The organism is Amycolatopsis marina (assembly GCF_900111885.1).
Taxonomy (GTDB): domain Bacteria; phylum Actinomycetota; class Actinomycetes; order Mycobacteriales; family Pseudonocardiaceae; genus Amycolatopsis; species Amycolatopsis marina.
Window position 1 is genome coordinate 125010 of record NZ_FOKG01000012.1, and the last position, 22786, is coordinate 147795.

The window sequence follows — 22786 nt, forward strand, 5'->3', positions numbered from 1 at the left end:
ACTGTCTTTCCTTCGATCATCTTCCGGCGTAGGCTACCCTACCAAGCACTTGCTAGGTAGGAGGCTTTCACGGTGTTGGGCAGATCGGGACCGGCCACCATCCCGGCGGCGCTCATCGACGCCGCAGGGCGGTTCCCCGGCCGGGAGGCGGTGGTCGACGGACCGGTGCGGATGACCTACGGCGAACTGCACCAGCAGGTGCGCCGCTGCGCGAGCCTCTTCATCGACAACGGGATCCACCGTGGTGACCGGGTGGCGATCTGCTCCCCCAACACCCAGCACTGGGTGATCGCCGCGCTCGGCGCCCTGTACTGCGGCGCGACGCTGGTTCCGGTCAACACCCGGTTCACCGGCCCGGAAATGCTCGACGTCGTCGAGCGCAGCGAGACCGCCGCGCTGGTCGTCGCCGGGCCATTCCTCGGCACCGACCGCATCGCCGAACTCCGCGCGGCCGGGCTCGGTCCACTGCGCCTGATCCTGCGCATCCCGGCGGACGGCACCCCTCCCCCCGAAGCGGGCGTCGTGGACTGGGCAGCCGTCGAGAGCATGCCGGTGTCCCCCGAGGCCGACGCCAGGGCGGACGCGGTGGCGCCCGACGACGTCAGCGACATCCTCTTCACCTCCGGAACCACCGGCCGCAGCAAGGGCGCGATGAGCGCGCACCGGCAGTCGATCGGCGTCGCGCGGGCGTGGGCGGACTGCGGTCAACTCACCGCCGAGGACCGGTACCTGGTGATCAACCCGTTCTTCCACAGCTTCGGCTACAAGGCGGGAATGCTCGCGGCTCTGCTCAGTGGGTGCACGATCCTGCCGCAGCGCACGTTCGACGTCGACGCGACGATGCGGGTCATCGCCGCCGAGCGGATCACCGTGCTGCCCGGCGCTCCCACGATTTATCAGACGATGCTCGACTCCCCCGGCCTGCGCGAGCACGACCTGTCCAGCCTCCGGCTGGCCGTCACCGGAGCCGCCACGGTCGCGGTCGCGCTGGTGGAGCGGATGCGGGCCGACCTGAGCTTCGACACGGTGCTGACCGCGTACGGGCTGACCGAGGCGGTGGTCGCGACGATGTGCCGTCCGGACGACGACGCCGAGACGATCGCGCGCACCTGCGGCAGGGCGGCGGCGGACTTCGAGGTCCGAACCGCCGAGGACAGCGGGGAGATCCTGCTGCGTGGCCCGAACACGATGCTCGGCTACCTCGACGATCCCGAGGCGACCGCGGAGGCGATCGACGTCGAGGGGTGGCTGCACACCGGCGACGTCGGCACACTCGACGAGCGCGGCTACCTCAAGATCACCGACCGCATCAAGGACATGTACATCTGCGGTGGCTTCAACGTGTATCCGGCGGAGGTGGAGCAGGCACTCGCCCGGCTGGACGGAGTCGCCGACTCGGCGGTGATCGGTGTACCCGACACCAGGATGGGCGAGGTGGGCAGGGCCTACGTCGTTCGCAGACCGGGTGCGGATGTGTCCGCTTCGGACATCGTCGAGCACTGCAAGGCCGTGCTGGCCAACTACAAGGTGCCGCGGCAGGTCGAGTTCCGGGACCAGCTGCCGCGCAACCCCTCCGGCAAGGTACTCAAACGCGTGTTGCGCGACGAGGAGGCAAAGGCATGACCAGTGAGGCCGCGTCAGACCCGGACCCAGTGCTGTACGAGCGGCGCGGGGCGGTCGCGGTGGTGACGATGAACCGGCCCGAGTACCGCAACGCACAGAACTCAGCCATGACCTATGCCCTCGACGCCGCGTTCACCAGGGCCGTCGAGGACGACGAGGTCAAGGTCATCGTGCTGGCCGGGGCGGGCAAACACTTCTCCGCGGGCCACGACATCGGCACTCCGGAACGCGACGTCGACGTCTCCTTCGACCGCAAGGCCGTGCTGTGGTGGGACCACGTCGGGCGTGAGGGCGGTGACCAGCGCTTCGCCAGGGAGTCCGAAGTGTACCTGGGGATGTGCCGCCGCTGGCGGGAGATCCCGAAGCCGATGATCGCCAGCGTGCAGGGCGCCTGCATCGCGGGGGCGCTGATGCTGGCCTGGGTGTGCGACCTGATCGTCGCGTCCGAGGACGCGTTCTTCGCCGATCCGGTGGTGCGGATGGGAATTCCCGGTGTCGAGTACTTCGCCCATCCGTGGGTGCTCGGCCCCCGCGCGGCCAAGGAGGTGCTCTTCACCGGCGAACGGTTCACCGCGGATCAGGCGAGGGAATGGGGCATGCTGAACCGCGTGGTCCCGAGGGCCGAGCTCGCAGAACGCACCCTCGCGCTGGCGGACACGATCGCCGAGATGCCCGGATTCGGCCTCGCACTGACCAAGAAGGCGGTCAACCAGGCCGAGGATCTGATGGGTATGCGCAGCGGAATGGACTCGGCCTTCGGATTGCACCACTTCGCCCACGCGCACAACGCCGAGCTCTCCGGTGGCGATTCGCTCGGCGGGCAGGACGCGCGGTCCATGCGGGACGCGGGCCGGTCGGGGAGCTGAGGTATGGACCTCGATCTCGACGAGCGCGCGACCGCCTTTCGCGACGAGGTACGGGCGTGGCTCGCGGCGCACGTCCCCGTGCACCCGCTGCCGTCGTTCGACACCGAGGAGGGGTTCGCCCGGCACCGCGAGTGGGAGGCGACACTCGCCGGGGCGCGGCTGTCCGCCGTGGCATGGCCCGCCGAGTTCGGCGGCCGGGACGCGAGTCTGCTGGAGTGGGTGCTCTTCGAGGAGGAGTACTACGCCGCGGGCGCGCCGGACCGGGTCGGGCAGAACGGTCTGTTCATGCTCGCCCCCACCCTGTTCTCCCACGGCACCGAGGAGCAGCGCGGGCGCATTCTCCCGCCGATGGCTCGCGGCGAACAGGTGTGGGCGCAGGCATGGTCCGAACCGGACGCGGGCAGCGACATCGCCGCGCTGCGCAGCACCGCGCGGCGCACCGCGGGTGGCTGGCTGCTGAGCGGGCAGAAGACGTGGAGCTCGCGGGCGGCGTTCGCCGACAGGGCTTTCGGGCTCTTCCGCAGTGACCCCGCGAGCGAACGCCACCACGGCCTCACCTACCTGATGTTCGACCTGCGGGCCGAGGGAGTACGGGTGCGGCCGATCGCACAACTCGACGGTGAACCCGGTTTCGCCGAGATCTTCCTCGACGAGGTGTTCGTACCGGACGAGGACGTGATCGGCGAGCCGGACAACGGCTGGCGGATCGCGATGACCACCGCGAACAACGAGCGTGGTCTGTCCCTGCGCAGCCCGGGCCGGTTCCTGGCCGCCGCCGAAAGGCTGGTCGAGCTGTGGCGGCGGGTCGGCGATCCCGGCGACACCGCGCTCGCCCGGCGGGTCGCCGACGCGTGGATCGGCGCCCGCGCGTACCAGCTCTACACCTTCGCCACCGTGACCAGGCTTGCCGAAGGCGGACAGCTCGGTCCCGAGTCGAGCGTCAACAAACTGTTCTGGTCCCGGCTGGACCTCGACATTTCCGAGACCGCACTGGACCTCCTCGGCCCCGACGCCGAGTTGCGCGGTGCGGGCGGCTGGCCGGAGAAGTGGCTGTTCGCGCTCGCGGGCCCGATCTACGGCGGCACCGACCAGATCCAGCGCAACACCGTGGCCGAGCGGTTACTCGGCCTTCCGAGAGGCCGGTGAGCATGCGATTCACCCTGTCGTCCGAACAGCGGCAGTTCGCCGCGAGTATCGGTGAACTGCTGGCGGCGGCCGATGTGCCCACCGCCGTTTACGCCTGGGGGGATGGCAACCACGGACCTGGGCTGAAGATCTGGCGGTCTCTCGCCGATCTCGGCGTCACCGGCCTCGTGGTGCCGTCCCGGTTCGGCGGACTCGACGCCACCCCTGTCGACCTCGCGGTCGCGTTCGAACGGCTCGGGTATCACGCGGTACCGGGTCCGTGGGTGGAGAGCGCGGCGGCGGTGCCCGCGCTGCTGGGCGAGACCGAGGCGGCCGAGCGGCTGCTGCCCGGCATCGCCGAGGGCGAGGTGCTGGCTTCGGTCGTGCTCCCGCCGCACGTTCCCTACGGTCTCGACGCGGATGTGGCCGGCTGCAGGATCCTGGCCCACGGCGGCACGGTCAGGGAGTTCACCGCGGGTGCGGTGATGTCCTCTGTGGACAAGGCTCGCCGGCTGTTCCCCGCCTCGCCGGGTCCCGTCGTCGCCACCGGAACAGACGTCGGGCGCGCACTCGACTCCGCGGCGCTGGCGATCGCGGCGCAGCTGGTCGGGGCGGGCCGGTGGCTGCTCGACACCTCGGTGGCGTATGCGAAGCAGCGCAGCCAGTACGGCAAGCCGATCGGTCAGTACCAGGCTGTCAAGCACCTGCTCGCCGACATCGCGACCCGGCTGGAGCTGGCGACCCCGCTGGTGCACGGCGCCGCCGTGACGCTCGCGGGAGGACCGGCCCCTCGGGACGTCTCGGCCGCGCGGGTGGCGGCGGCGGACGCCGCCTATCTGGCAGCCCGCACCGCGCTACAGGTGCACGGAGCCATCGGTTACGCCGAAGAGCACCCGCTCGGTCTGTGGTTGACCAAGGTGCGCGCCCTCGTCGCGGCCTGGGGCACGCAGTCGTTCCATCGGGGCAGAGTGCTCGCGGCGGTGGCGGCGTGACCGCCGACAGCCTCGCCGAGCGCGCGGCGCTGGGCGAGACGGTGCGTGCGGTGCTGCGACGGCACGCGGACACCGATCCGTGGCCAGTGCTGTGTGCGCAGGTCGGCGTCGCGGCACTGGCTGTTCCCGAGGCGTACGGCGGGGCCGGCGCGGGAGTGCCCGAACTGGCCGTCGTGGCGCGAGAGCTGGGCCGGGAGCTGGTCGCGTGCCCGTTCCTCGGTTCGTCGGTGCTCACCACTCTCGCGATCCTGGAGGCCGGGAACCCAACGGACCATTCCCGGCTGCTGCCTGGACTCGCCGAGGGCACGAGCACCGCCGCGCTCGCGTGGACGTCGGCTGCGGGGCGCTGGTGCCCGGAGGAGGTGGCCTGCGCGGTAACCGCTTCCGGCGATCGGTGCACTGTGGATGGTTCGGCGCACTACGTGCTCGACGGTGACACGGCGGACCTGCTGTTGGTGTTCGCGGACACCGGACACGGGCTCGCGCTGGTCGAGGTGGATCCCGACCAGCGCGGAGTGCGGAGGGCGGGCACCCCCGCTATGGACCAGAGCCGGTCCTTCGCCCGGGTCGACCTGACTCGGGCCGCGGGGCGGCGGCTGGGTTCCGGCGATGCCCGCCCTGGGCTACGGCACGTGCGGGACCTGGCCTGCGCGGTGCTGGCCGCCGAGCAGGCCGGAGCCGCGGCCAGAGCACTGGAGATCACCGTGGCGTACTCGCTGGAGCGCGAGCAGTTCGGCAGGCCCATCGGTGGTTTCCAGGCTCTCAAACACCGGATGGCAGACCTGCACGTGCTCGTCGAAACCGCCCGCTCCGCCGCCGAGGCCGCCGCGGAGCCGGGTCCGCACCAGAGCCGGATGGCGGCCGTGGCCAAGGCGTGGTGCTCGCGCGCGCTGTCGGAGGTGACTGCCGAGATGATCCAGTTGCACGGCGGGATCGGGATCACCTGGGAGCATCCGGCGCACCGCTACTTCAAGCGCGCACACGGCAGCGCCGAACTGTTCGGCCCGCCGCACCAGCACCTGGCCAGGCTCGGCCGGATGGCAGGTGTGGGTGTCTGACGCACCACGCGTCAGATCAGCCCGAGCGACAGCATGGCTTCCGCGACCCGGGTGTAGGCCGAGATGTTGGACCCCGCCACGTAGTTGCCCGGCATCCCGTACTCCTCGGCCGTCTCGGAGCACCGCGCGTGGATATCCTTCATGATCTGCTCCAGGCGCTGCTCGGAGTACTCGAAGGACCAGGAGTCGCGGGACGCGTTCTGCTGCATCTCAAGCGCAGAGGTCGCCACACCACCGGCGTTGGCCGCCTTTCCGGGGCCGAACGCGATCCCGGCATCGAGGAACGCCTGCACGCCCTCGGGCGTGCAGGGCATGTTCGCCCCCTCGCCGACCGCGATACATCCATTACGCACGAGCGCGAGCGCCTCCTTGCCGGTGATCTCGTTCTGCGTCGCGCAGGGCATCGCCACCTCGCACGGCACCTCCCAGACCAGCCGGTCCGGGACGTAGCTCGCGTGCGCGACCCGCTCCGCGTACGCCTCGATCCGCTCTCGCCGGACCTCCTTGATCTCCTTCAGCAGCTCGACATCGATGCCCTTCTCGTCGTATATGTAGCCGCTGGAGTCCGAACAGGCGACCACCTTGCCGCCGAGTTGGTGAACCTTCTCGATGGCGTAGATGGCGACGTTGCCGGAGCCCGAGACCACCACCGTGCGACCCTCGAACGACTCGCCTCTGGCGGCCAGCATCTCGTTGACGAAGAACGCACTTCCGTAGCCGGTTGCCTCGGTCCGAACCTTCGCCCCGCCGTAGAGCAGACCCTTCCCGGTGAGGACTCCCGACTCGTACCGGTTGGTGATCCGTTTGTACTGGCCGAACAGGTAGCCGATCTCCCTGCCGCCGACGCCGATGTCGCCGGCCGGCACGTCGGTGTACTCGCCGATGTGCCGGTAGAGCTCCGTCATGAGGCTTTGGCAGAAACGCATGATCTCGCGGTCCGAACGGCCCTTGGGGTCGAAGTCCGAACCGCCCTTGCCGCCGCCGATCGGGAGCCCGGTCAGCGCGTTCTTGAAGACCTGCTCGAAGCCGAGGAACTTGATGGTCCCGAGATAGACCGACGGATGAAAGCGCAGCCCGCCCTTGAACGGACCGAGTGCGCTGTTGAACTCCACCCGGAAGCCGCGGTTGATGTGAATGCCGCCCGCGTCGTCCTCCCACGGCACACGGAAGATGATCTGACGTTCAGGCTCACACAGGCGGGAGATGATCCGCGCGTCCGCGTACTCCGGGTGCTTGCCGAGCGCGGGTCCGATACTCTCCAGCACCTCTCGGACGGCCTGGTGGAACTCCACCTCGCCGGGATTGCGGGACAGCACGTCCGCGTACACCGATTCCAGTTTCTCGTGCAGGGGCACGCTTGCGTCTCCGTTTCCTCGTCCGCGCCTACGTCGGCGCTGCCTACCCGGGTACCGGCCGTCCGAAACCGTGGTCTCAGCCCCGGCCGATGAATGGCATGGTCGTCGCGGTCACGGTCAGGAACTGTACGTTCGCCGACAGCGGCAGCCCGGCCATGTAGAGCACCGCTTCGGCGACGTGTGCGGCATCGAAGGTCGGCTCGGCGGCGACACTGCCGTCGGCCTGGGCGGCGCCGCGGGCGATACCGCTGGTCATCTCGGTGGCGGCGTTGCCGATGTCGATCTGTCCACACGCCACGTTGTGCCCGCGCCCGTCGAGAGAGATCGACTTCGTCAGGCCGGTGATCGCGTGCTTCGTCGCGGTGTAGGCCACGCTGCGCGGGCGCGGGGCGTGGGCGGAGATCGATCCGTTGTTGATGATCCGGCCACCCGCGGGGTCCTGGTCCCGCATCGCCAGCACCGCGTGGTGGGCGCAGAGGAACATCCCGGTGAGGTTGACCTCCACCACCTCGCGCCACTGCCGGGGCGTGAGCTCGTCGACCGAACCGGCGGGCCCGAAGGTACCGGCGTTGTTCACCAGCAGGTCGAGCCTGCCCCACCGCTCCCGCACGGCCGCGAACAGCGCGGCCACCGAGTCGTCCTCGGTCACGTCGGTCGGCGCCACCAGCGCGGAACTCGCGGACTCGGGCACGGCGTCGGCGGTGTCCCGCAGCGCGGCCTCCCGCCGCCCGGCAAGTGCCACCCGCCAGCCCTGCCCGAGCAGGGCGACCGCGACCTCCCGCCCGATCCCCGACCCCGCCCCGGTCACCACAGCCACCCGCCCAGCACTCATCCCCGCATCCTAGCCACCCCGACTTGGCGGTTCCGGGCCACGTCTTGGCAGTTCCGGGGCCTGAGTTGGCAGTTACGTGGCCCAGACCCGGAGCTCCGGCCGCGGGCCGTGGCTGCTCGCCCACTCCTCGCCGGTGAGCGCGTACTGGACGTCACCGTGCTCGGCGCCCTCGACGGGCTGGTGCCACGACTCGTGGAAGGTCCGGACGAACCGGAGACCGATCTTCTCCAGCACCCGCCGGGACCGTGCGTTGATCGTCATCGTCTCGCCCAGCACCCGCCGCACCCCGAACTCGGTGAATCCTGCCCAGACCAGGGCCGCTGCGCCCTCCGTCGCGTAGCCCTTCCCCCACGCCGAGCGCCGGAGCCGGTATCCCAGCTCCGCCTCCCCCGGTTCCCGGTCCGGCAGGGGCCGGAGTTCGAACCAGCCGAGGAAGTCGCCCTCGAGTGTGGCCTCGGCCGCCCAGAAGCCGTACCCCGGTTCCCGCTCGTCGTAGCCGCGCATCCAGGGCAGGACCTCGTCACGGATCTCGTGGCGGGTGGGTCCGGGACCCGCGCTGAGGTATCGCATCACCTCGGGGTCGGCGTCCAACTCGAGGAGGTTGTCCACGTCGGACACGGTGAGAGGACGCAGTGTCAGCCGCGCGGTCTCCAGCACATAGGGCACGAACCGATCGTGCCGGGACAGCCCGGACGTCACCAACCGGATTTCGCCCCGCCGTTGGCAGGCGCAGGACACAAGCGTGACCGCAACCTGACAAGCCGGTCCTTCCCGCACGACGCCGGACGAGACTGGGTCGCGACGAGAGCGCATCGGCAGTCCCGAGGGGGAACGACATGACGGCACCTTCTGACGATGGTTCCGGCACAGCTGATCAGAGCGGCACCGACAACAGTTCATCCGCCCCGCCATCATCAGCGGGAGCCCCGCCGCCGGAGACATCCGGCGAGTCGAACACCGAGCAGGAAGCGCCCGCGGACGACTCGACGGCGCCCGCTCCGCCAAAGGAGCCCGCCGGGGACGGAGCGAGCACGGCGTCCGAAACGCCGCCACCGTCAGAATCCACCTCCGGTGGCGAGGATCCCGGCGGAGCTTCCCCGGACGACCACTCGCAGAAACCGGGGCCCGAAAACGCGGAACAGCAGCCGGGAAAAGACGCACCGGCAGCGGACGGCGAAGAGGTGCCGGAAACTGTCCCCGGCGGGGAGATGCGGGAGGCGCAGGACGCGTCCGGCGAGGGAAGTGGCGACGAGGTTCCCGGAATCATTCCCGGCGCTGACGTGCGGGAGGTGAAGGACGAGGACAAGCCGGCAGAAGGCGTCCTTCCGCTGGACGACGAATTCGCGACGACCGTACGAAACGAAGGCCCGAACCTCGACACCCCAGCGGGCATACTCGATGATCTTGGTCAGCAGTGGAACGGCACCGGTCGCAGTGCGGACACCGTGCACTCGGAGGGCACCGGCGGTATGGCCGCCGTCCGGGATTCGTGGCAGGACCCGGCTCAAGAGAGCATGCAACGACGGACGGATCCCTCGCTCGAGGAAACGAGGAGCGTTGGCGATTCCGCCAGGGCCATGGACGAGCAGGTCCGGCGCGCAGGCGAACAAGCCAGGGCAGCCAGCGATGGGATGGAGCAGAACATCGCACGTCAGGCACCGGGCTACTACCTTGCCACCTCGACCCTTCCACCAGGAGAACGCGACGTCGCCGGGCGAAGGATCGTCGACATCACCGTCGGCGAGAATCGCGACCTGGTCAACCAGGCAGCGAACAACATCGCGAACGATCCCGGCTGGGAACAGGTGGAAGCTCCGCCCGCCTCAACTCCCGGTGACCCCGCTCCGGGGCTTTACGCCGTGTCCGGCACCGCCCTCGACTCAGGAGCGAACCTCCTTGCGCAAAAGCATGCCTCCAGCGTGGCGGCTCAGGGATTCGACGATGTGGCCTCCAAGGTCCTGAAGGTGGGGAAGGTCGGCGGAGGTGTGTTGGGAGGATTGGCAGCGCTCGGAAGTGCCGCCCACGATGTCCATGAAGCGCCGCCCGAGGAAAGGGAGTCGTTCTGGCAAGCCGTGGCATCCAACAGCGCGGGACTGGCGGCGAGTATCGCAGCCCCCGCCGCGGCCGGGTTCGTGGCGGGCGCCGTGGGTGGCGCGGGTATCGGCGCGATCCCCGGAGCAATCATCGGGCTCGGTGCGGGAGTGGTTGCCTCCGGAGCGGTCGACTCATTGTTCGAGAACGGTGTCGGCGACCCGGGAGGGGCGCTGCTTGACGGCGTGAATTCGCTGGACGAGACAGGGCACGCACTCCTGGACGGTGGTCGCACCGCCTGGAACGACATCTTCTGAACAGCTTGTTCGCCTGTCGCGGCGAGGTCCTCCTTCTTTTCACCCTTCCTGGAAGAAAGATCAGGAGAAAAGGAATGTTTGAGAATGCAGAAGTAGAAATTTCCCGGAAGCTTCCTCCGGTCATTTATCTTCCCTGCACGGAACACGTCAGGAATCCCGAGGACGCAGTCATCGAATACCACAGTACGAAGGACGGCCGTGTCGCAGTTCTGGTTTACTCGGCCCTCGACCGGCTCGAGTTCTGTTGCGGCACCGACCAGCCCTGGCTGGTGGCTCCGACCACAATGCTGACGCCGATGAGGCAGGCTGCGGCCTTCGACCTGGTCCTGCTCGACGTCGTCGTCCCGGAGGAACACCGAACCACGCTCCGCAGTCCGCAACCGCGGCATACGACAGCCTGATGACGAGGAGGCAACGATGACTCTATACGACATGGACCCCGACGGGGTGACCAACGGAGTCAACCGGCTTCGGGCGGCGGGTGAGTCATTCGACTCGGCATGGCAGAGCCGGCGGGCGGCGCTGACCGCCGGGCTGTCCGGGGTCGGCGAGGACGTCATCTCGCAGGCCTTTCGGACGAGGTACCTGCCGGTCGCCGAACGTCTGATGGCACGGGCCGACGCCATTCCTGGCACGTACCGCAACATCTGCGACGACGCGCAGTGCTGCGTCGACGACTACCTGGCCGCGAACGTCCAGGGCACGAACACGGTTCGCAGCCTCACCGGTGCCGACACGACCCAGGATGGCGAAAACCCTCAGTAGCTCCGGATGCTCGTTGCCGCGCGGTGGTGTCACAGGTTCGCGGCATGCCGTGATCGCCCCGCCGGAAGTGCCAACTCGGCCCCCGGATGTGCCAAGTCAGTCCCCGGAACTGCGAACTCGGGCGCCGGAAGTGCCAAGTCGGGCTAGAACCAGTCGTCGGGGCGGGGCCAGGTGAGCATGCCGTCCAGGTCCTCGCGGATCTGGCCGTTCGCCGTCGTGTCTTCCGCGGCGGTGTAGGCGCCGCGGTAGAACAGCAGCGGGCGGGTGTCGCGGGTGTCGCCGAGTTCGGTGACCCGGCCGACGACGACCAGGTGGTCGCCTGCCTCGTGTACGGCGTCGACGACACAGTCCATCCAGGCGAGCGAGCCGTCGAGCAGCGGCGCACCGGATGCGGCGGGACGCCAGCCCACTGCCTCGAACTTGTCCGCGCCCCTGGCACCGAACACCGCGCTGACCTCGCGCTGGTCCTCGGCGAGGACGTTCACCGCGAACCGGCCGGCCCGTTCGATCGCGGGCCAGCTGCGGGAGGTCTTCGCCGGGCAGAACAACACCAGCGGTGGATCGAGCGACAGCGCCGCGAACGACTGGCAGGCGAACCCGGCAGGCCGCTCCCCGTCGTGCCCGGTGATCACCGTGACGCCGGTGCAGAAGTGCCCGAGCACGGACCGGAAGCGGGCCGAGTCGAACCCGACGCGGGCCCCCGCCGTCACTTCTGCTGCGCTCCTACCGAGAAGTCGTGGCCCCACAGGCTGACCGCCGTGCTCTCCCTGGCGATCCAGCTGTCGTCGTCGACCTGCCTGCCCTCGCAGCCGAACTCGACGTCGAACCCGCCGGGTGTCTTCATGTAGAACGACAACATCAGGTCGTTGACGTGCCTGCCGAGGGTGGCGGACATCGGCACCTCCCGCCGTTTGGCGCGGTCAAGGCAGAGCCCCACGTCGTCGGTGTTCTCCACCTCCACCATCAGGTGCACGATGCCGCTGGGCGTGGGCATCGGCAGGAACGCCAGACTGTGGTGGCGCGGGTTGCAGCCGAAGAACCGCAGCCACGCGGGCGGCCCGTCCGCCGGCCTGCCGACGAACTGCGGTGGCAGCTTCATCGAGTCCCGCAACCGGAAACCGAGCACGTCCCGGTAGAACCGCAGCGCGGCCTCGTCGTCGTGAGTGGACAGTACGACGTGCCCGAGTCCCTGCTCCCCGGTCACGAACCGGTGCCCGTACGGGCTCACCACGCGCCGGTGCTCCAGCGCGACACCGTGGAACACCTCCTGGGTGTTGCCGGAGGGGTCGTCGAAGGAGATCAGCTCGTCCACCCTGCGGTCGGCGAGCTCGTCGGCCGTGCCTTCCTTGAACGGCACACCGTTCTCGTGCAACCTGCTCCGGATCTCCTCCAGCTCGCCGGCGTTCGCGACCTCCCATCCGGTCCGCGTCAGCCGGTCGTTCTCCCCCGGCACGATCACCAGCCGCGCCGGGAAGTCGTCCATCCGCAGGTAGAGCGCATCGGGGTGGGTACCGCTGCCCTCGACCATGCCGAGCACCTTCAGGCCGTACTCCCGCCACTTGGCCATGTCGGTGGCCTCGATGCGCAGGTAGCCCAGTGAACGGATCCCCATCAGGATTTCCCTCCGTCCTTCAGGAAGTCGACCGCGAGCCGGTTGAACTCCTCGAACTTCTCCAGCTGCGCCCAGTGCCCGCACCGGCCGAACACGTGCAACTGCGCGCGTGGAATGGTCTTGAGCGCGAGCAGCGCGCCGTCCAGGGGGTTGACCCGGTCCTCCCGCCCCCAGATCAGCAGCACCCGCTGCCGCAGCCGGTGGGCCTCGCGCCACAACATGCCCTGCTCGTAGGTGTCCGGTTGGGCGAACGACGCGCCCATCGCCGCCATCGCCGCCAGCGACTCGGGCTTGCTCGCCGCGGCGAACCGTTCCTCGACCAGTTCGTCGGTGATCAGCGACTGGTCGTGCACCATCACCCTGAGGAACGCCTCGAGCTTCTCCTTGCTCGGCCCGGGCGGCGCGGCGAACCGCCCGAGATTCTTGATCCCCTCCGTGGGATCGGGCGAGAACACGTTGACGCTGAGCCCGCCGGGCCCCATCAGCACCAGCCTGCCCGCGCGATCGGGATGATCCAGCGCGAGCCGGACCGCCGCTCCCCCGCCGAGCGAGTTGCCGATCATGTGCGCCCGCTCGATCCCGAGGGCGTCCATCAGGCCGGCCACGGCGTTCGCGCTGTGGGTGAAGTACTGCGGGTGCTCGGTCGGCTTGTCCGAGTGCCCGAACCCGGGCTGGTCCACCGCGAGCACCCGGAAGGACTTGGCGAGCACCGGCAGGTTGCGGCCGAAGTTGCTCCAGGCCGAGGCCCCAGGACCGCCCCCGTGTAGCAGGATCACCGTCTCCGAGTGTTCCGAACCGGCCTCGTGGTAGTGCAGACGGAGATCGTCACGCACCTGAACGTACTGACCCTCGCTCACGTCGTTAATCCCCTTAGTGTCCGCTGCGAACGCGCGTGCGCTGTCGAGTCGCCTGGGCTCTCCCGACCAAGTCCGCCACCCTGTGGAGAACGGAGTCCTGCCGCCTCGACAGCGGGCCTTCGGCAGGCGCGTTCCACATATCACTCTTGTCTGAGAAACTCACGTCACTCAATCCCCTTACACCATCGCGTTTTCTACCGGGAGGCCGAACTCGCCGGTGCCGAACATCGTGTACGCGCGTTCCGGGTCGTTCGCCGCATGCACCCGGCCCGCGTGCGCGTCGCGCCAGAACCGCTGGATCGGTGTGCCCGTCCGCAGCGCCCGCCCACCGGAGTTCTCGAAGAGCCGGTCGATCGCCATGATCGCCCGCTCCGTGCCCCGGACCTGGTCGCGGCGCACTCGCAACCGCGTGGCGAACGGCAGCTTCTCCCCGGCCAGCGCGCACTGGTACAGCTCGTCGATGTTGTGCGTCAGCTGCAACCAGGCCGCGTCGATCTCGCTTGCCGCCTCGGCGATCCGCACCTTCGCGAAGGGGTCCTCCGCGGACTTCTCCCCGGCATACGCCGCGCGAACCCGGGACCGCTGGTACTCCACGTGCGCGTCGTAGGCACCCTGAGCCATCCCGATGATCGGCGCGGTGATCGTGCTGGGATGCACCGAGCCGTACGGCAGGCGGTACAGGGGCCCCGGATTGACCTCCTGCCCCGGAGTCTTGCACTTGGACGTCGCCATGAAGCTCAGCGCGCGATGCTGTGGCACGAAAACGTCGTCGACGACGATGTCGTTGCTGCCGGTCCCCCGCAGTCCCACGGTGTCCCAGACATCGTCGATCGTGTAGTCGCTGATCGGCAACAGGTACGTGCAGAAGTCGACGGGCTTGCCCTCGGGGTCGAACGCGGGCGCGCCGAGCAGAACCCAGGTGGCGTGGTCACAGCCGGAGGAGAAGCTCCACTTGCCACTGAGCCGGTAGCCGCCGTCCACGACCTTCGCCTTGCCCATCGGGGCGTAGGAGGAGGAGATCCGCACATCCACGTCCTCGGCCCACACGTCCTCCTGCGCCTGGGCGTCGAAGAGCGCGAGGTGCCACGGGTGCACACCGAGAATGGACGCCACCCACCCGGTGGAACCGCAGGCGCTCGCGATCAGCTTCACCGCGGTGTAGAACGTCACGGGATCGGCCTCGTAGCCACCGTGGAGTGTCGGCTGCAGGAGTTTGAAGAAGCCGGTCTCCTGCAGCGCCTTGATCGACTCGTCCGGAATCCGGCGCGCGTCCTCGGTGTCCTGCGCGCGCTCGCGCAGAGTGGGCAGCAACTCCTGAATTCCCGCGATCACCCCACGGGTGTCCTGCTCGGTCATGTCCTGCCCCGTCCCTCGTTCGACATCCTCTGACAGCCTCGGGCAGCGTCCTGCCGCCGTCGCGAGACCAAGACTAGAACATGTTCTCGTTTTTGTCGAGACCCGCTGGCAGCGGTACTCTTGCTCGTATGTCCACTATAGACATCAGCGGATCTCCTTCTCCGTTTCCCGCAGCGCAACCGTCGCAGCATGCCGCCCGGCGCGCCTGCCGGAGAACACGCAGTCGGCCAGCGACAGCCCACTCACGTAAGACCGAGAACAGATTCCCACCGCGGTCCGCCCCGCCGCGTAGAGCCCGGTGATCGGCACACCTCCGGTGTCACGTACCCGCCCGGTCTCCTCATCGACCACCAGGCCACCGAGGGTGATCATCGGGCACGGATAGCCGAGGTTCGGCCGGATCGACAGGTCGATCAGCGAATACGGGCCGGTGCGCAGAGCGCGGACGAACTCGGCGGGCTTGCCCATGGGATCGGGCGCGCCGGCCATCGCGGCCGCGTTGTAGAGCCCAACCGTCTCCGCGAGGCCCGCCGGATCGATCCCCGCCGCGCGGGCGACCTCGGGCAGCGTCGCGGCCCGGACGCGCCCCCTGCCGAGCAGGTACACCACCTGCAGCCACTGGAACCACTGGCTCTGCTTGCGCGCCGAACGCCGCGCCTGCCGCACGATCGTGTCGTCCACGAGCAGCCAGCCCTTGCCCCCATGGCGGGTGATCATGGCTTCCCCGACCGCGGCGCCGTAACGGGACTCGTCGATGATCCGGCGGCCCTGTGCGTCGACCAGGATCCCGCCGAGAAAGGCACTCGGCGGACTGAGGAATCGCCAGGCGGAGATCTTGTCCAGCTCCGCGGTCGCGCCGCCCGCCTCGACGCCGAGCCGCATGCCGGACCCGTCATCGGCCGACGTGCCCAGCGCGAGCCCGCCCCGGTAGGCGGGCGCGTGCTCCCGGACCAGTGCGCGGTTCGCGATGAAACCGCCCGCGGACAGCACCACGCCATGCCGCGCGGTGAGCGTCACCTCCCGCGCATAGCGACGCTCGAGCGCCTCCGCGCGCCGGTGCAGCGCCTTGCGCATCGCCGGGATGTAGAGACCGGGCTTCGCGGAGTACTTGCCGAGCACGCGGTGAGTCGTTCGCACCCAGCGCGGCGCGTCCCGCAGGGTCCGCACCACCAGACCGCCCACCGACCCGTCGTCCCGGACGATCAGGCGTGCCGCAGCGGCCTGCGGCAGCACCCGCACACCGTGGCGCCGAGCCGACTCGGCCAGCCGGGAGTGCAGCAGCGCACCCGACGTCCCCTTCCCCCTGACCCGGTGCCCGCGCGCCGCGGGCGGCGTCACCGAACAGAACGCGCCGGAGCACTCGCTGCCGGAGTAGTAGAGGTAGTAGTCGTTGTTGGGATACGAGGTCTTGTCGGGACACAGGCTGCCCTCGAACGGGACACCATGACCCTCCAGCCAGCGGATCATCTCGGGGCTGCCGTCGCAGAACCGCCGCAGGGTCGCCGCCGACACGACGTCGCCGGCCTCGCGTTCGAGATACGCGTACATCGATTCGGCCGTGTCGGCCACTCCCGCGGCGACCTGCTGAGCGGTCCCGCCGCCCGCGTAGACCACGCCTCCACTGACCGCCGTGGCCCCGCCACCGGCGAACCGGTCCACTACCAGCACATCGGCACCCGTCTCGGCCGCCTCGATCGCCGCGCAGGCGCCAGCGGCGCCGAATCCGACGACAATGACATCGGCCATATCCGTGTCGTGTTCAGCCACATCGCCTACCCTAGAACTGAAACACGTTCTCGTCTATGGTGTCGACAGCGGTTGCGAACAGGCTCCAGCAAAACTATAACGTGTTTCAGGTCCAGGCGTCATTCACGGCCTTGGAACGACGGAGGTGTCATGGCAGGCCGGCATTGCGCGGGCGAATTCGACGTGATCGTGGTCGGCAGCGGGGCGGCGGGGATGACCGCCGCTCTCGCCGCCGCCCGACTGGGGCTGGACACGGTTGTCATCGAGAAGGCCGGCAGGTTCGGCGGCTCGACGGCCCGCTCGGGCGGAGGTGTCTGGATCCCCGGCAACGAGGCACTGCAAGCGGCCGGCGTCCGCGACACCCCGGAGCAGGCCAGGCAGTACCTGGCCGCCATCGTCGGCGACATCGTCCCCCCTGAGCGCAGGGACGCCTACCTCGACCACGGGCCTGCCGTGGTCGAGTTCGTGCACCGCAACACCCCCCTGCGACTGCGCTGGGTGCGCGACTACTCCGACTACCACCCCGAGGCCCCCGGCGGACTCCCCAGCGGCCGGTCGGTGGAGCCGAGACCGCTCGACGGCAGGATCCTCGGCCCGGAGCTGGCACACCTCGAACCGCCATACAGCGCGCCGCCGATGGGCGTGCCGATCACCCAGGCGGACTTCCGCTGGCTCAGCCTGATCGCGCGGCACCCCAGGGGCATCCTCCGGCTCGTCCAGCTCGGGCTGCGCGGAATCGCCGGGCGCGTCACCGGCAAGAAGCTGCTGTCGATGGGACAGGCGCTGGCCGCCGGGCTCAGGGCCGGGCTGCAGCAGGCGGGAGTGCCGGTTTGGCTGGACACGCCGCTGCTGAGCCTGCACGTCGAGGACGCCCGCGTCACCGGCGTGCTCGTCCGCCGCGAGGGCGAGGAGGTGCTGCTGCGCGCCCGCAGTGGTGTGGTGCTGGCCTCCGGCGGGTTCGAGCAGAACGAGCAGATGCGGGTCAAGTACCAGCGGACCCCCATCGGCACGGAATGGACCGTGGGAGCGGAGGCGAACACCGGTGACGGCATCAACGCCGGTCTCGCCCTCGGCGCGGCCGTCGACCTGATGGACGACGCCTGGTGGGGCCCGTCGATCCCGCTGACCGGCGGGCCGTGGTTCGCCCTCGCGGAACGCTCGCGCCCGGGATGCCTCATGGTCAACGCCCGGGGCGAACGGTTCGTCAACGAGTCGGCGCCGTACGTGGAGGCCGTGCACGCGATGTACGGGCCGGGCGACGGGCCCGCCGAGAACATCCCGGCCTGGCTGGTGTTCGACCAGCGCTACCGCAACCGGTACATGTTCACCGGACTCGGCCCACGCCAACCGCTGCCCGGGCGCTGGTACAAGGCCGGCATCGCGGCAAGGGCAGACACGCTCGCGGAGCTGGCCGAGCGGATCGAGGTCCCCGCCGACGCGCTGACGGCCACGGTGTCCCGGTTCAACTCGTTCGCCGCGACCGGCGTCGATGCCGACTTCGGCCGTGGCACGAGCGCCTACGACCACTACTACGGCGACCCCCGCAACCGGCCCAACCCGAGCCTCGGCGCACTGGAGGCGGCCCCGTACTACGCCGTCCGGATCGTGCCGGGCGACCTCGGCACGAAGGGCGGACTGTGCACCGACGTGCACGCCAGGGTGCTGCGCGAGGACAGCTCGGTGATCGGCGGGCTCTACGCGGCGGGCAACGCCAGCGCCGCGGTCATGGGCCGCACGTACGCGGGACCCGGCGCGACGATCGGCCCGGCGATGGTGTTCGGCTACCTTGCGGCCCAGCACCTCGCATCGAACAATCAACACCGCTCGACCGTCGAGCGCTCAGGTGGAGGTAACCGATGACGCAGGCTGACGCCGTCCGCACGATCGATGCCGGTGCCCCGCCGACCCGGTTCGCCCGCGGCTGGCACTGCCTCGGCCTCGCCGAGGACTTCAAGGACGGCAAACCCCACGCGATCAACGCCTTCGGCACCAAACTGGTCGTGTTCCAGAGCCAGAGCGACGGCGAACTACACGTCCTCGACGGCTACTGCAGGCACATGGGCGGGGATCTGACCCAGGGCACGGTCAAGGGAGACGAGATCGCCTGCCCGTTCCACGACTGGCGCTGGAACGGCAACGGCAAGTGCGTCTCGATCCCCTACGCGAAGCGCGTTCCGTTGCGGGCACGCACCCGGTCCTGGCGCACCATGGAGGAGAACAGGCAACTCTTCGTCTGGAACGACCCCGAGGGCAAGCCGCCGCCGGAGGACGTGACGATCCCGCGGATCGAGGGCGTGTTTAACGGCGAGTGGAGCAACTGGACGTGGGACTCGGTGTTGATCGAGGGCGCCAACTGCCGGGAGATCGTGGACAACGTCGTGGACATGGCCCACTTCTTCTACATCCACTTCGCCTTCCCCACGTACTTCAAGAACGTCTTCGAGGGCCACATCGCCTCGCAGTTCCTCAACACCAAGGGCAGGCCCGACGTCGGGATGGCGTCGAACTACGGCGGTGAGGAGAACCTGCTGCGTTCGGAGGCCTCCTACCACGGCCCCTCGTACATGATCAACACCTTGTTGAACACCTACAAGGGATTCGACGTCGAGAACGTGCTGATCAACTGCCACTACCCGGTCACGGAGAACTCCTTCGTGCTGCAGTGGGGTGTGATCGTGAAGAAGCTGCCCGGAGTGTCGGACGAGCAGGCCGACAAGATCGCCGGGAAGTTCGCGAAGAGCATCGGCGTCGGCTTCATGCAGGACGTGGAGATCTGGAAGAACAAGACCCGGATCGACAACCCGCTGCTCTGCGAGGAGGACGGGCCGGTATACCAGCTCCGCCGGTGGTACGAACAGTTCTATGTGGACGCCGACGAGGTGGCCGAGGACATGACCCGACGCTTCGAGTTCGAAGTGGACACTTCCAGGGCCAACGAGGTGTGGTCGCGAGAGGTGGCCGAGAACCTGCGGCGGCAGCAGGACGAGGCTCGGCACGCTGAGCAGAGTTCGGAAGCCGGAGTCTGACGATGGTGGCCGGAACGGGTACCCAGCACGGACCGCCGGGTGGTCGTACTACCTTCGGTGAGCCGACGGCCAGGGCGGACACGCTCGCCGATCGGCGCGAGTTCCTCTCCTCGGGACTGCGCCCGCACGAGTGCGCCTCGTGCGGAACATGCGTGCTGGTGAAGAAGAACAGCCCGAAACACACGAGCATCCAGTGGCTCACCGACGCGGCCACCAGCTGTCCGGTGTTCGCCGAACGGGTCGCCGATGGCGGGCACACCGCGCTCCTGGACACCTGCGAGCGGCTGGGCGAGAGCATCGCACGCGCCGCTCGGGACGGTGAGCTGGGTGATCCCGGTGAGTAACATCTTGCGGCTGCGGGTGGCCGAGGTGATCGAGGAGACGGCCGACGCCCACTCGATCGTCTTCGACCTCACGCCCGAGCAGCGCGCCGCGCTCGCGTACCGGCCGGGGCAGTTCCTCACCCTCCGGGTGCCGAGCGAGCAGTGCGGATCGGTGGCGCGGTGCTACTCGCTGTCCAGCTCGCCGTTCACCGGCGACGCGCCGCAGGTCACCGTGAAACGCACCGACGGTGGCTACGCCTCACACTGGATCTGCGACAACGTGCGGCCCGGCAGCGAGATCGAGGTGCTGGCACCGAGCGGCGTGTTCAGTCCGGCCTCGCTGGACACCGACCTGCTGCTGGTCGCGGCCGGTAGCGGGATCACGCCGGTGATGTCGATCGTCAAGTCCGCGCTCGCACAGGGCTCGGGGCAGGTCGTCCTCGTGTACGCCAACCGCGACGAACGCTCGGTGATCTTCGGCCACGATCTGCGTGCGCTGGCGGAGAAGCATCCGGACCGGCTGACGCTGATCCACTGGCTGGAGAGCGTGCAGGGACTGCCGTCGACCGAACAGTTGCGCACCCTGCTGCGGCCGTTCACCGGGCACGAGGCGTTCGTCTGTGGTCCGCCCCCGTTCATGACCGCGGCGACGACCGCGCTGAAGGCGCTGGACGTCCCGAGGTCGCGGATTCGCCGGGAGAAGTTCGTATCGCTCGGCGGTAACCCGTTCGAGACCGCGACGATCACCCCGGCCAAGGAGGACACCGGATCCGCCGGCGGGCACGAGGAACAGCCCGCGACGGTGCGGGTGGAGCTCGACGGCGAGCGGCACGAGCTCGCCTGGCCGCGCCGGAGCAAGCTGCTGGACCTGCTGCTGGAACGGGGACTGGACGCGCCGTTCTCCTGCCGGGAGGGCCAGTGCAGCGCCTGCGCCTGCCGGATCACCTCGGGCGAGGTCAAGATGCTGCACAACGAGGTCCTGGAGGCAGAGGACATCGACGAGGGGATCGTGCTGGCGTGCCAGTCGGTGCCGCTCACCGATGAGGTGTCGGTCAGCTACGAGTAGGAGTGTGTGCATGCCCATCGACCCTTCCATCGCCATCGGCGCCGAGTTGGACGAGGTCAAGTTCGGCTGGACGCCGTCCGACGTCCTGCTCTACCACCTCGCGCTCGGCGCGGGGGCCGACCCGACGGACCCACGGGAGCTGCGCTACGCCTACGAGCGCGACCTGCGGGTACTGCCGACCTTCGCCACGGTGGCGGCGAATCTGCGGGTCTTCGAACCGCCGTCGGTGTCCTTCCCCGGCGTCGAGGTGGATCTGGCGAAGGTGGTGCACGGGCGGCAGTCGGTGACGGTGCACCACCCGATTCCCGTGACGGGTGAGGCGGTGGCGAGGTCCCGGATCACCGACGTGCTCGACAAGGGCAAAGCGGCCGTGGTGGTCCAGCGAACCGACGTGACCGACGACTCCGGCACTCCATTGTGGACGGCAGAGTCCAGCATCTTCGCCCGTGGTGAGGGCGGGTTCGGCGGCGAGCGGGGCACGTCCGACCGGGTGGAGCTCCCGGAGCGGGATCCCGACGTCGTCGTCGACACACCAACCCTGCCGCAGCAGGCGCTGCTGTACCGGCTCTGCGGTGACCGCAACCCGCTGCACGCCGACCCGGGGTTCGCCCGCGGCGCCGGATTCGACGCCCCTATCCTGCACGGTCTGTGCACATACGGAATCGTCGCGAAGGCCGTCACCGACGCCCTCCTCGACGCCGATGTCACCCGTATCCGCTCCTGGTCGGCGAAGTTCGCCGGGATCGTTCTCCCCGGCGAGACCCTGCGCACCCGGATCTGGCGCGACGGCGACACCCTGCTGGTCACCACGACGGCACCCGACCGCGACGAGGCCCCCGTCCTCTCCGACGCCGTCCTGCGCACCCGGTGACCGTGAGTTCGCGTTCTGTGCACACGAGTTCGACATCGGCGTACATGAGTTCGCCACCTGTGACGCGAAGGGAGGCGCACAGAACGCGAAGACACGTACATGGAACGCATACTCGTGTGCACAGCCGGCACAGAGTCAGAGGGCGGCGAGGAGCATGTAGGCCATGCCGAGGCCCATGGTGGCGCGGTAGGTCTCGCGGGAGCCGTACCAGGGCCCGGCGGCCGAGCGGGTTCTGGCGGGGCGTCGGAAAACTGGGCTGAACTGCGGTAGGCAGTGGAAGAACGCGCGGGTGGCGGAGCCCACGAGCGGGGAGGCGGGGCTCATGACGTGTGATGGTGACGGTCGCATTCCAGGTCTGAGCCCCTCCGAGTCGATCGTGTCGCGCGTTTTCAAACGGGTTCTGACGAGCCGCGCGGCGGACACTGCCGCGTCCGCGGCGAGGCCCAGCGCGCCGGCGATCGCGAGTGCGGGGAGCGCGAGCGACGCCGTCGAGTCCATTTCGGCCATGGTGAACCAGGGGCCGTGGGAGATGCCGTCGTCGTGCGGCATCGCGGTGACCATGTAGAGCATCAGCGCGGCGCACACGGCGTGGTGCGCGACGTGACCGTGCCCTGGGCGAGCGGGCACACGAGGACTTCGCAGGAACGCCCAGAGGAAGTAGGCCGCGACCAGGAGCAGCACCGCCTGCCAGCCCGCGGCGGGGATCGGGCCGCCCACCGGCGAGAGCATCGCCACCATCGCCAGGGTCAGCAGGAGTTCGGCGAGGTCGCTGTCCCGTCGGCGCTCGGCGCCGGGCACCTCCTGCCGCGTCACCCGCCGCAGACACGGCACGAGCAGCAGCAGGAAAATCACCGTGAGCAGCCAGGACACCAGTGCCTGATGACCACCCGCCACCACGACCTCACTCCCCGTCGTCGCCCGTGGTGCCTACCGTGGCAGCCGACGATGCGCCGCGCCAGCCGTCA

22 protein-coding genes are annotated in these 22786 nt (G+C 69.2%); 13 read left to right on the forward strand and 9 right to left on the reverse strand.

Annotation, left to right across the window (positions count from 1 at the left end):
• Nucleotides 1-72: 72 nt before the first annotated feature.
• From BM199_RS20120 to BM199_RS20140, 5 genes are read left to right on the forward strand one after another with little or no spacing between them, the layout of a single operon-like run.
• Nucleotides 73-1623 (forward strand): FadD3 family acyl-CoA ligase, encoded by a 1551-nt coding sequence (locus BM199_RS20120; RefSeq protein ID WP_281245725.1) that lies wholly within the window; start codon nt 73-75, stop codon nt 1621-1623.
• Nucleotides 1620-2489, forward strand: a complete 870-nt coding sequence (locus BM199_RS20125) for an enoyl-CoA hydratase (protein WP_091674812.1) — start codon at nt 1620-1622, stop codon at nt 2487-2489. The genes BM199_RS20120 and BM199_RS20125 overlap by 4 nt, the downstream gene beginning before the upstream one ends.
• Nucleotides 2490-2492: 3 nt before the next feature.
• On the forward strand, nt 2493-3635 hold the full coding sequence (locus BM199_RS20130) for an acyl-CoA dehydrogenase family protein (RefSeq protein ID WP_091674813.1): 1143 nt from the start codon (nt 2493-2495) through the stop codon (nt 3633-3635).
• Between the two features lie 2 nt (nt 3636-3637).
• Nucleotides 3638-4606 carry an acyl-CoA dehydrogenase family protein gene (locus tag BM199_RS20135; protein WP_091674814.1) on the forward strand — a complete coding sequence of 323 codons (969 nt, stop codon included), beginning with the start codon at nt 3638-3640 and terminating at the stop codon, nt 4604-4606.
• Nucleotides 4603-5664 carry an acyl-CoA dehydrogenase family protein gene (locus BM199_RS20140; RefSeq protein WP_091674815.1) on the forward strand — a complete coding sequence of 354 codons (1062 nt, stop codon included), beginning with the start codon at nt 4603-4605 and terminating at the stop codon, nt 5662-5664. The genes BM199_RS20135 and BM199_RS20140 overlap by 4 nt, the downstream gene beginning before the upstream one ends.
• A gap of 11 nt (nt 5665-5675) precedes the next feature.
• Here the strand turns inward: BM199_RS20140 and gdhA are convergent, their stop codons facing one another.
• From gdhA to BM199_RS20155, 3 genes are all read right to left on the reverse strand, one after another.
• Nucleotides 5676-7019 (reverse strand): NADP-specific glutamate dehydrogenase, encoded by a 1344-nt coding sequence (gene gdhA / locus BM199_RS20145; RefSeq protein WP_091674816.1) that lies wholly within the window; start codon nt 7017-7019, stop codon nt 5676-5678.
• A gap of 76 nt (nt 7020-7095) precedes the next feature.
• Nucleotides 7096-7851: an SDR family oxidoreductase gene (locus BM199_RS20150; protein WP_091674817.1), complete on the reverse strand. Its 756-nt coding sequence runs from the start codon at nt 7849-7851 to the stop codon at nt 7096-7098.
• A 72-nt stretch (nt 7852-7923) separates the two neighbouring features.
• Entirely contained in the window at nt 7924-8517 is a 594-nt protein-coding gene (locus tag BM199_RS20155; RefSeq protein WP_091674924.1) for a GNAT family N-acetyltransferase, read from the reverse strand.
• A 170-nt stretch (nt 8518-8687) separates the two neighbouring features.
• Between BM199_RS20155 and BM199_RS20160 the strand changes: the two genes are divergently transcribed.
• The 3 genes from BM199_RS20160 (at nt 8688) to BM199_RS20170 (ending at nt 10964) form a co-directional block, all read left to right on the forward strand.
• Nucleotides 8688-10199 (forward strand): WXG100-like domain-containing protein, encoded by a 1512-nt coding sequence (locus BM199_RS20160; RefSeq protein ID WP_143101873.1) that lies wholly within the window; start codon nt 8688-8690, stop codon nt 10197-10199.
• A gap of 74 nt (nt 10200-10273) precedes the next feature.
• Nucleotides 10274-10600 carry an SAV_915 family protein gene (locus BM199_RS35100; protein ID WP_342741721.1) on the forward strand — a complete coding sequence of 109 codons (327 nt, stop codon included), beginning with the start codon at nt 10274-10276 and terminating at the stop codon, nt 10598-10600.
• A gap of 16 nt (nt 10601-10616) precedes the next feature.
• Nucleotides 10617-10964 (forward strand): hypothetical protein, encoded by a 348-nt coding sequence (locus BM199_RS20170; RefSeq protein WP_091674819.1) that lies wholly within the window; start codon nt 10617-10619, stop codon nt 10962-10964.
• Between the two features lie 143 nt (nt 10965-11107).
• Here BM199_RS20170 and hsaB read toward each other — a convergent pair whose 3' ends face one another.
• From hsaB to BM199_RS20195, 5 genes are all read right to left on the reverse strand, one after another.
• On the reverse strand, nt 11108-11674 hold the full coding sequence (gene hsaB, locus BM199_RS20175; RefSeq protein WP_091674820.1) for a 3-hydroxy-9,10-secoandrosta-1,3,5(10)-triene-9,17-dione monooxygenase reductase subunit: 567 nt from the start codon (nt 11672-11674) through the stop codon (nt 11108-11110).
• The gene (gene hsaC / locus BM199_RS20180) at nt 11671-12576 is read right to left on the reverse strand and encodes an iron-dependent extradiol dioxygenase HsaC (protein ID WP_091674821.1); all 906 of its coding nucleotides are present in this window, start codon (nt 12574-12576) and stop codon (nt 11671-11673) included. The genes hsaB and hsaC overlap by 4 nt, the downstream gene beginning before the upstream one ends.
• Nucleotides 12576-13442, reverse strand: coding sequence for a 4,5:9,10-diseco-3-hydroxy-5,9,17-trioxoandrosta-1(10),2-diene-4-oate hydrolase (hsaD, locus tag BM199_RS20185; protein ID WP_342741722.1), 867 nt, complete (start codon nt 13440-13442; stop codon nt 12576-12578). The genes hsaC and hsaD overlap by 1 nt, the downstream gene beginning before the upstream one ends.
• Before the next feature lie 168 nt (nt 13443-13610).
• Nucleotides 13611-14789 (reverse strand): 3-hydroxy-9,10-secoandrosta-1,3,5(10)-triene-9,17-dione monooxygenase oxygenase subunit, encoded by a 1179-nt coding sequence (gene hsaA / locus BM199_RS20190; RefSeq protein WP_091674823.1) that lies wholly within the window; start codon nt 14787-14789, stop codon nt 13611-13613.
• Nucleotides 14790-14933: 144 nt separating this feature from the next.
• Entirely contained in the window at nt 14934-16556 is a 1623-nt protein-coding gene (locus tag BM199_RS20195) for an FAD-binding protein (RefSeq protein WP_281245726.1), read from the reverse strand.
• 129 nt (nt 16557-16685) lie between these two features.
• On the opposite strand from BM199_RS20195, the gene kstD reads away from it, so the two are divergent.
• The 5 genes from kstD (at nt 16686) to BM199_RS20220 (ending at nt 21821) form a co-directional block, all read left to right on the forward strand.
• Nucleotides 16686-18395, forward strand: coding sequence for a 3-oxosteroid 1-dehydrogenase (kstD, locus tag BM199_RS20200; RefSeq protein WP_091674825.1), 1710 nt, complete (start codon nt 16686-16688; stop codon nt 18393-18395).
• Complete coding sequence (locus BM199_RS20205; RefSeq protein WP_091674826.1) at nt 18392-19561, forward strand: 3-ketosteroid-9-alpha-monooxygenase, oxygenase component; 1170 nt, start codon at nt 18392-18394, stop codon at nt 19559-19561. Before kstD ends, BM199_RS20205 begins: the two co-directional genes overlap by 4 nt.
• A gap of 116 nt (nt 19562-19677) precedes the next feature.
• Nucleotides 19678-19905: a hypothetical protein gene (locus BM199_RS20210; RefSeq protein WP_091674926.1), complete on the forward strand. Its 228-nt coding sequence runs from the start codon at nt 19678-19680 to the stop codon at nt 19903-19905.
• Nucleotides 19898-20950, forward strand: a complete 1053-nt coding sequence (locus tag BM199_RS20215) for a ferredoxin--NADP reductase (protein WP_245788476.1) — start codon at nt 19898-19900, stop codon at nt 20948-20950. Before BM199_RS20210 ends, BM199_RS20215 begins: the two co-directional genes overlap by 8 nt.
• A 10-nt stretch (nt 20951-20960) precedes the next feature.
• Nucleotides 20961-21821 carry a MaoC/PaaZ C-terminal domain-containing protein gene (locus BM199_RS20220; protein ID WP_091674828.1) on the forward strand — a complete coding sequence of 287 codons (861 nt, stop codon included), beginning with the start codon at nt 20961-20963 and terminating at the stop codon, nt 21819-21821.
• A 135-nt stretch (nt 21822-21956) separates the two neighbouring features.
• Here BM199_RS20220 and BM199_RS20225 read toward each other — a convergent pair whose 3' ends face one another.
• Nucleotides 21957-22718 carry a DUF5134 domain-containing protein gene (locus tag BM199_RS20225; protein ID WP_091674829.1) on the reverse strand — a complete coding sequence of 254 codons (762 nt, stop codon included), beginning with the start codon at nt 22716-22718 and terminating at the stop codon, nt 21957-21959.
• Between the last annotated feature and the right edge of the window lie 68 nt (nt 22719-22786).

Bases quoted from the DNA above. Each gene is read 5' to 3' on its own strand.
- BM199_RS20125 (WP_091674812.1), top strand. From the start codon at position 1,620: ATGACCAGTGAGGCCGCGTCAGACCCGGACCCAGTGCTGTACGAGCGG.
- BM199_RS20130 (WP_091674813.1), top strand. From the start codon at position 2,493: ATGGACCTCGATCTCGACGAGCGCGCGACCGCCTTTCGCGACGAGGTA.
- BM199_RS20135 (WP_091674814.1), top strand. From the start codon at position 3,638: ATGCGATTCACCCTGTCGTCCGAACAGCGGCAGTTCGCCGCGAGTATC.
- BM199_RS20150 (WP_091674817.1), bottom strand. From the start codon at position 7,851: ATGAGTGCTGGGCGGGTGGCTGTGGTGACCGGGGCGGGGTCGGGGATC.
- BM199_RS20160 (WP_143101873.1), top strand. From the start codon at position 8,688: ATGACGGCACCTTCTGACGATGGTTCCGGCACAGCTGATCAGAGCGGC.
- BM199_RS35100 (WP_342741721.1), top strand. From the start codon at position 10,274: ATGTTTGAGAATGCAGAAGTAGAAATTTCCCGGAAGCTTCCTCCGGTC.
- BM199_RS20170 (WP_091674819.1), top strand. From the start codon at position 10,617: ATGACTCTATACGACATGGACCCCGACGGGGTGACCAACGGAGTCAAC.
- hsaC (WP_091674821.1), bottom strand. From the start codon at position 12,576: ATGGGGATCCGTTCACTGGGCTACCTGCGCATCGAGGCCACCGACATG.
- hsaA (WP_091674823.1), bottom strand. From the start codon at position 14,789: ATGACCGAGCAGGACACCCGTGGGGTGATCGCGGGAATTCAGGAGTTG.
- kstD (WP_091674825.1), top strand. From the start codon at position 16,686: ATGGCAGGCCGGCATTGCGCGGGCGAATTCGACGTGATCGTGGTCGGC.
- BM199_RS20205 (WP_091674826.1), top strand. From the start codon at position 18,392: ATGACGCAGGCTGACGCCGTCCGCACGATCGATGCCGGTGCCCCGCCG.
- BM199_RS20220 (WP_091674828.1), top strand. From the start codon at position 20,961: ATGCCCATCGACCCTTCCATCGCCATCGGCGCCGAGTTGGACGAGGTC.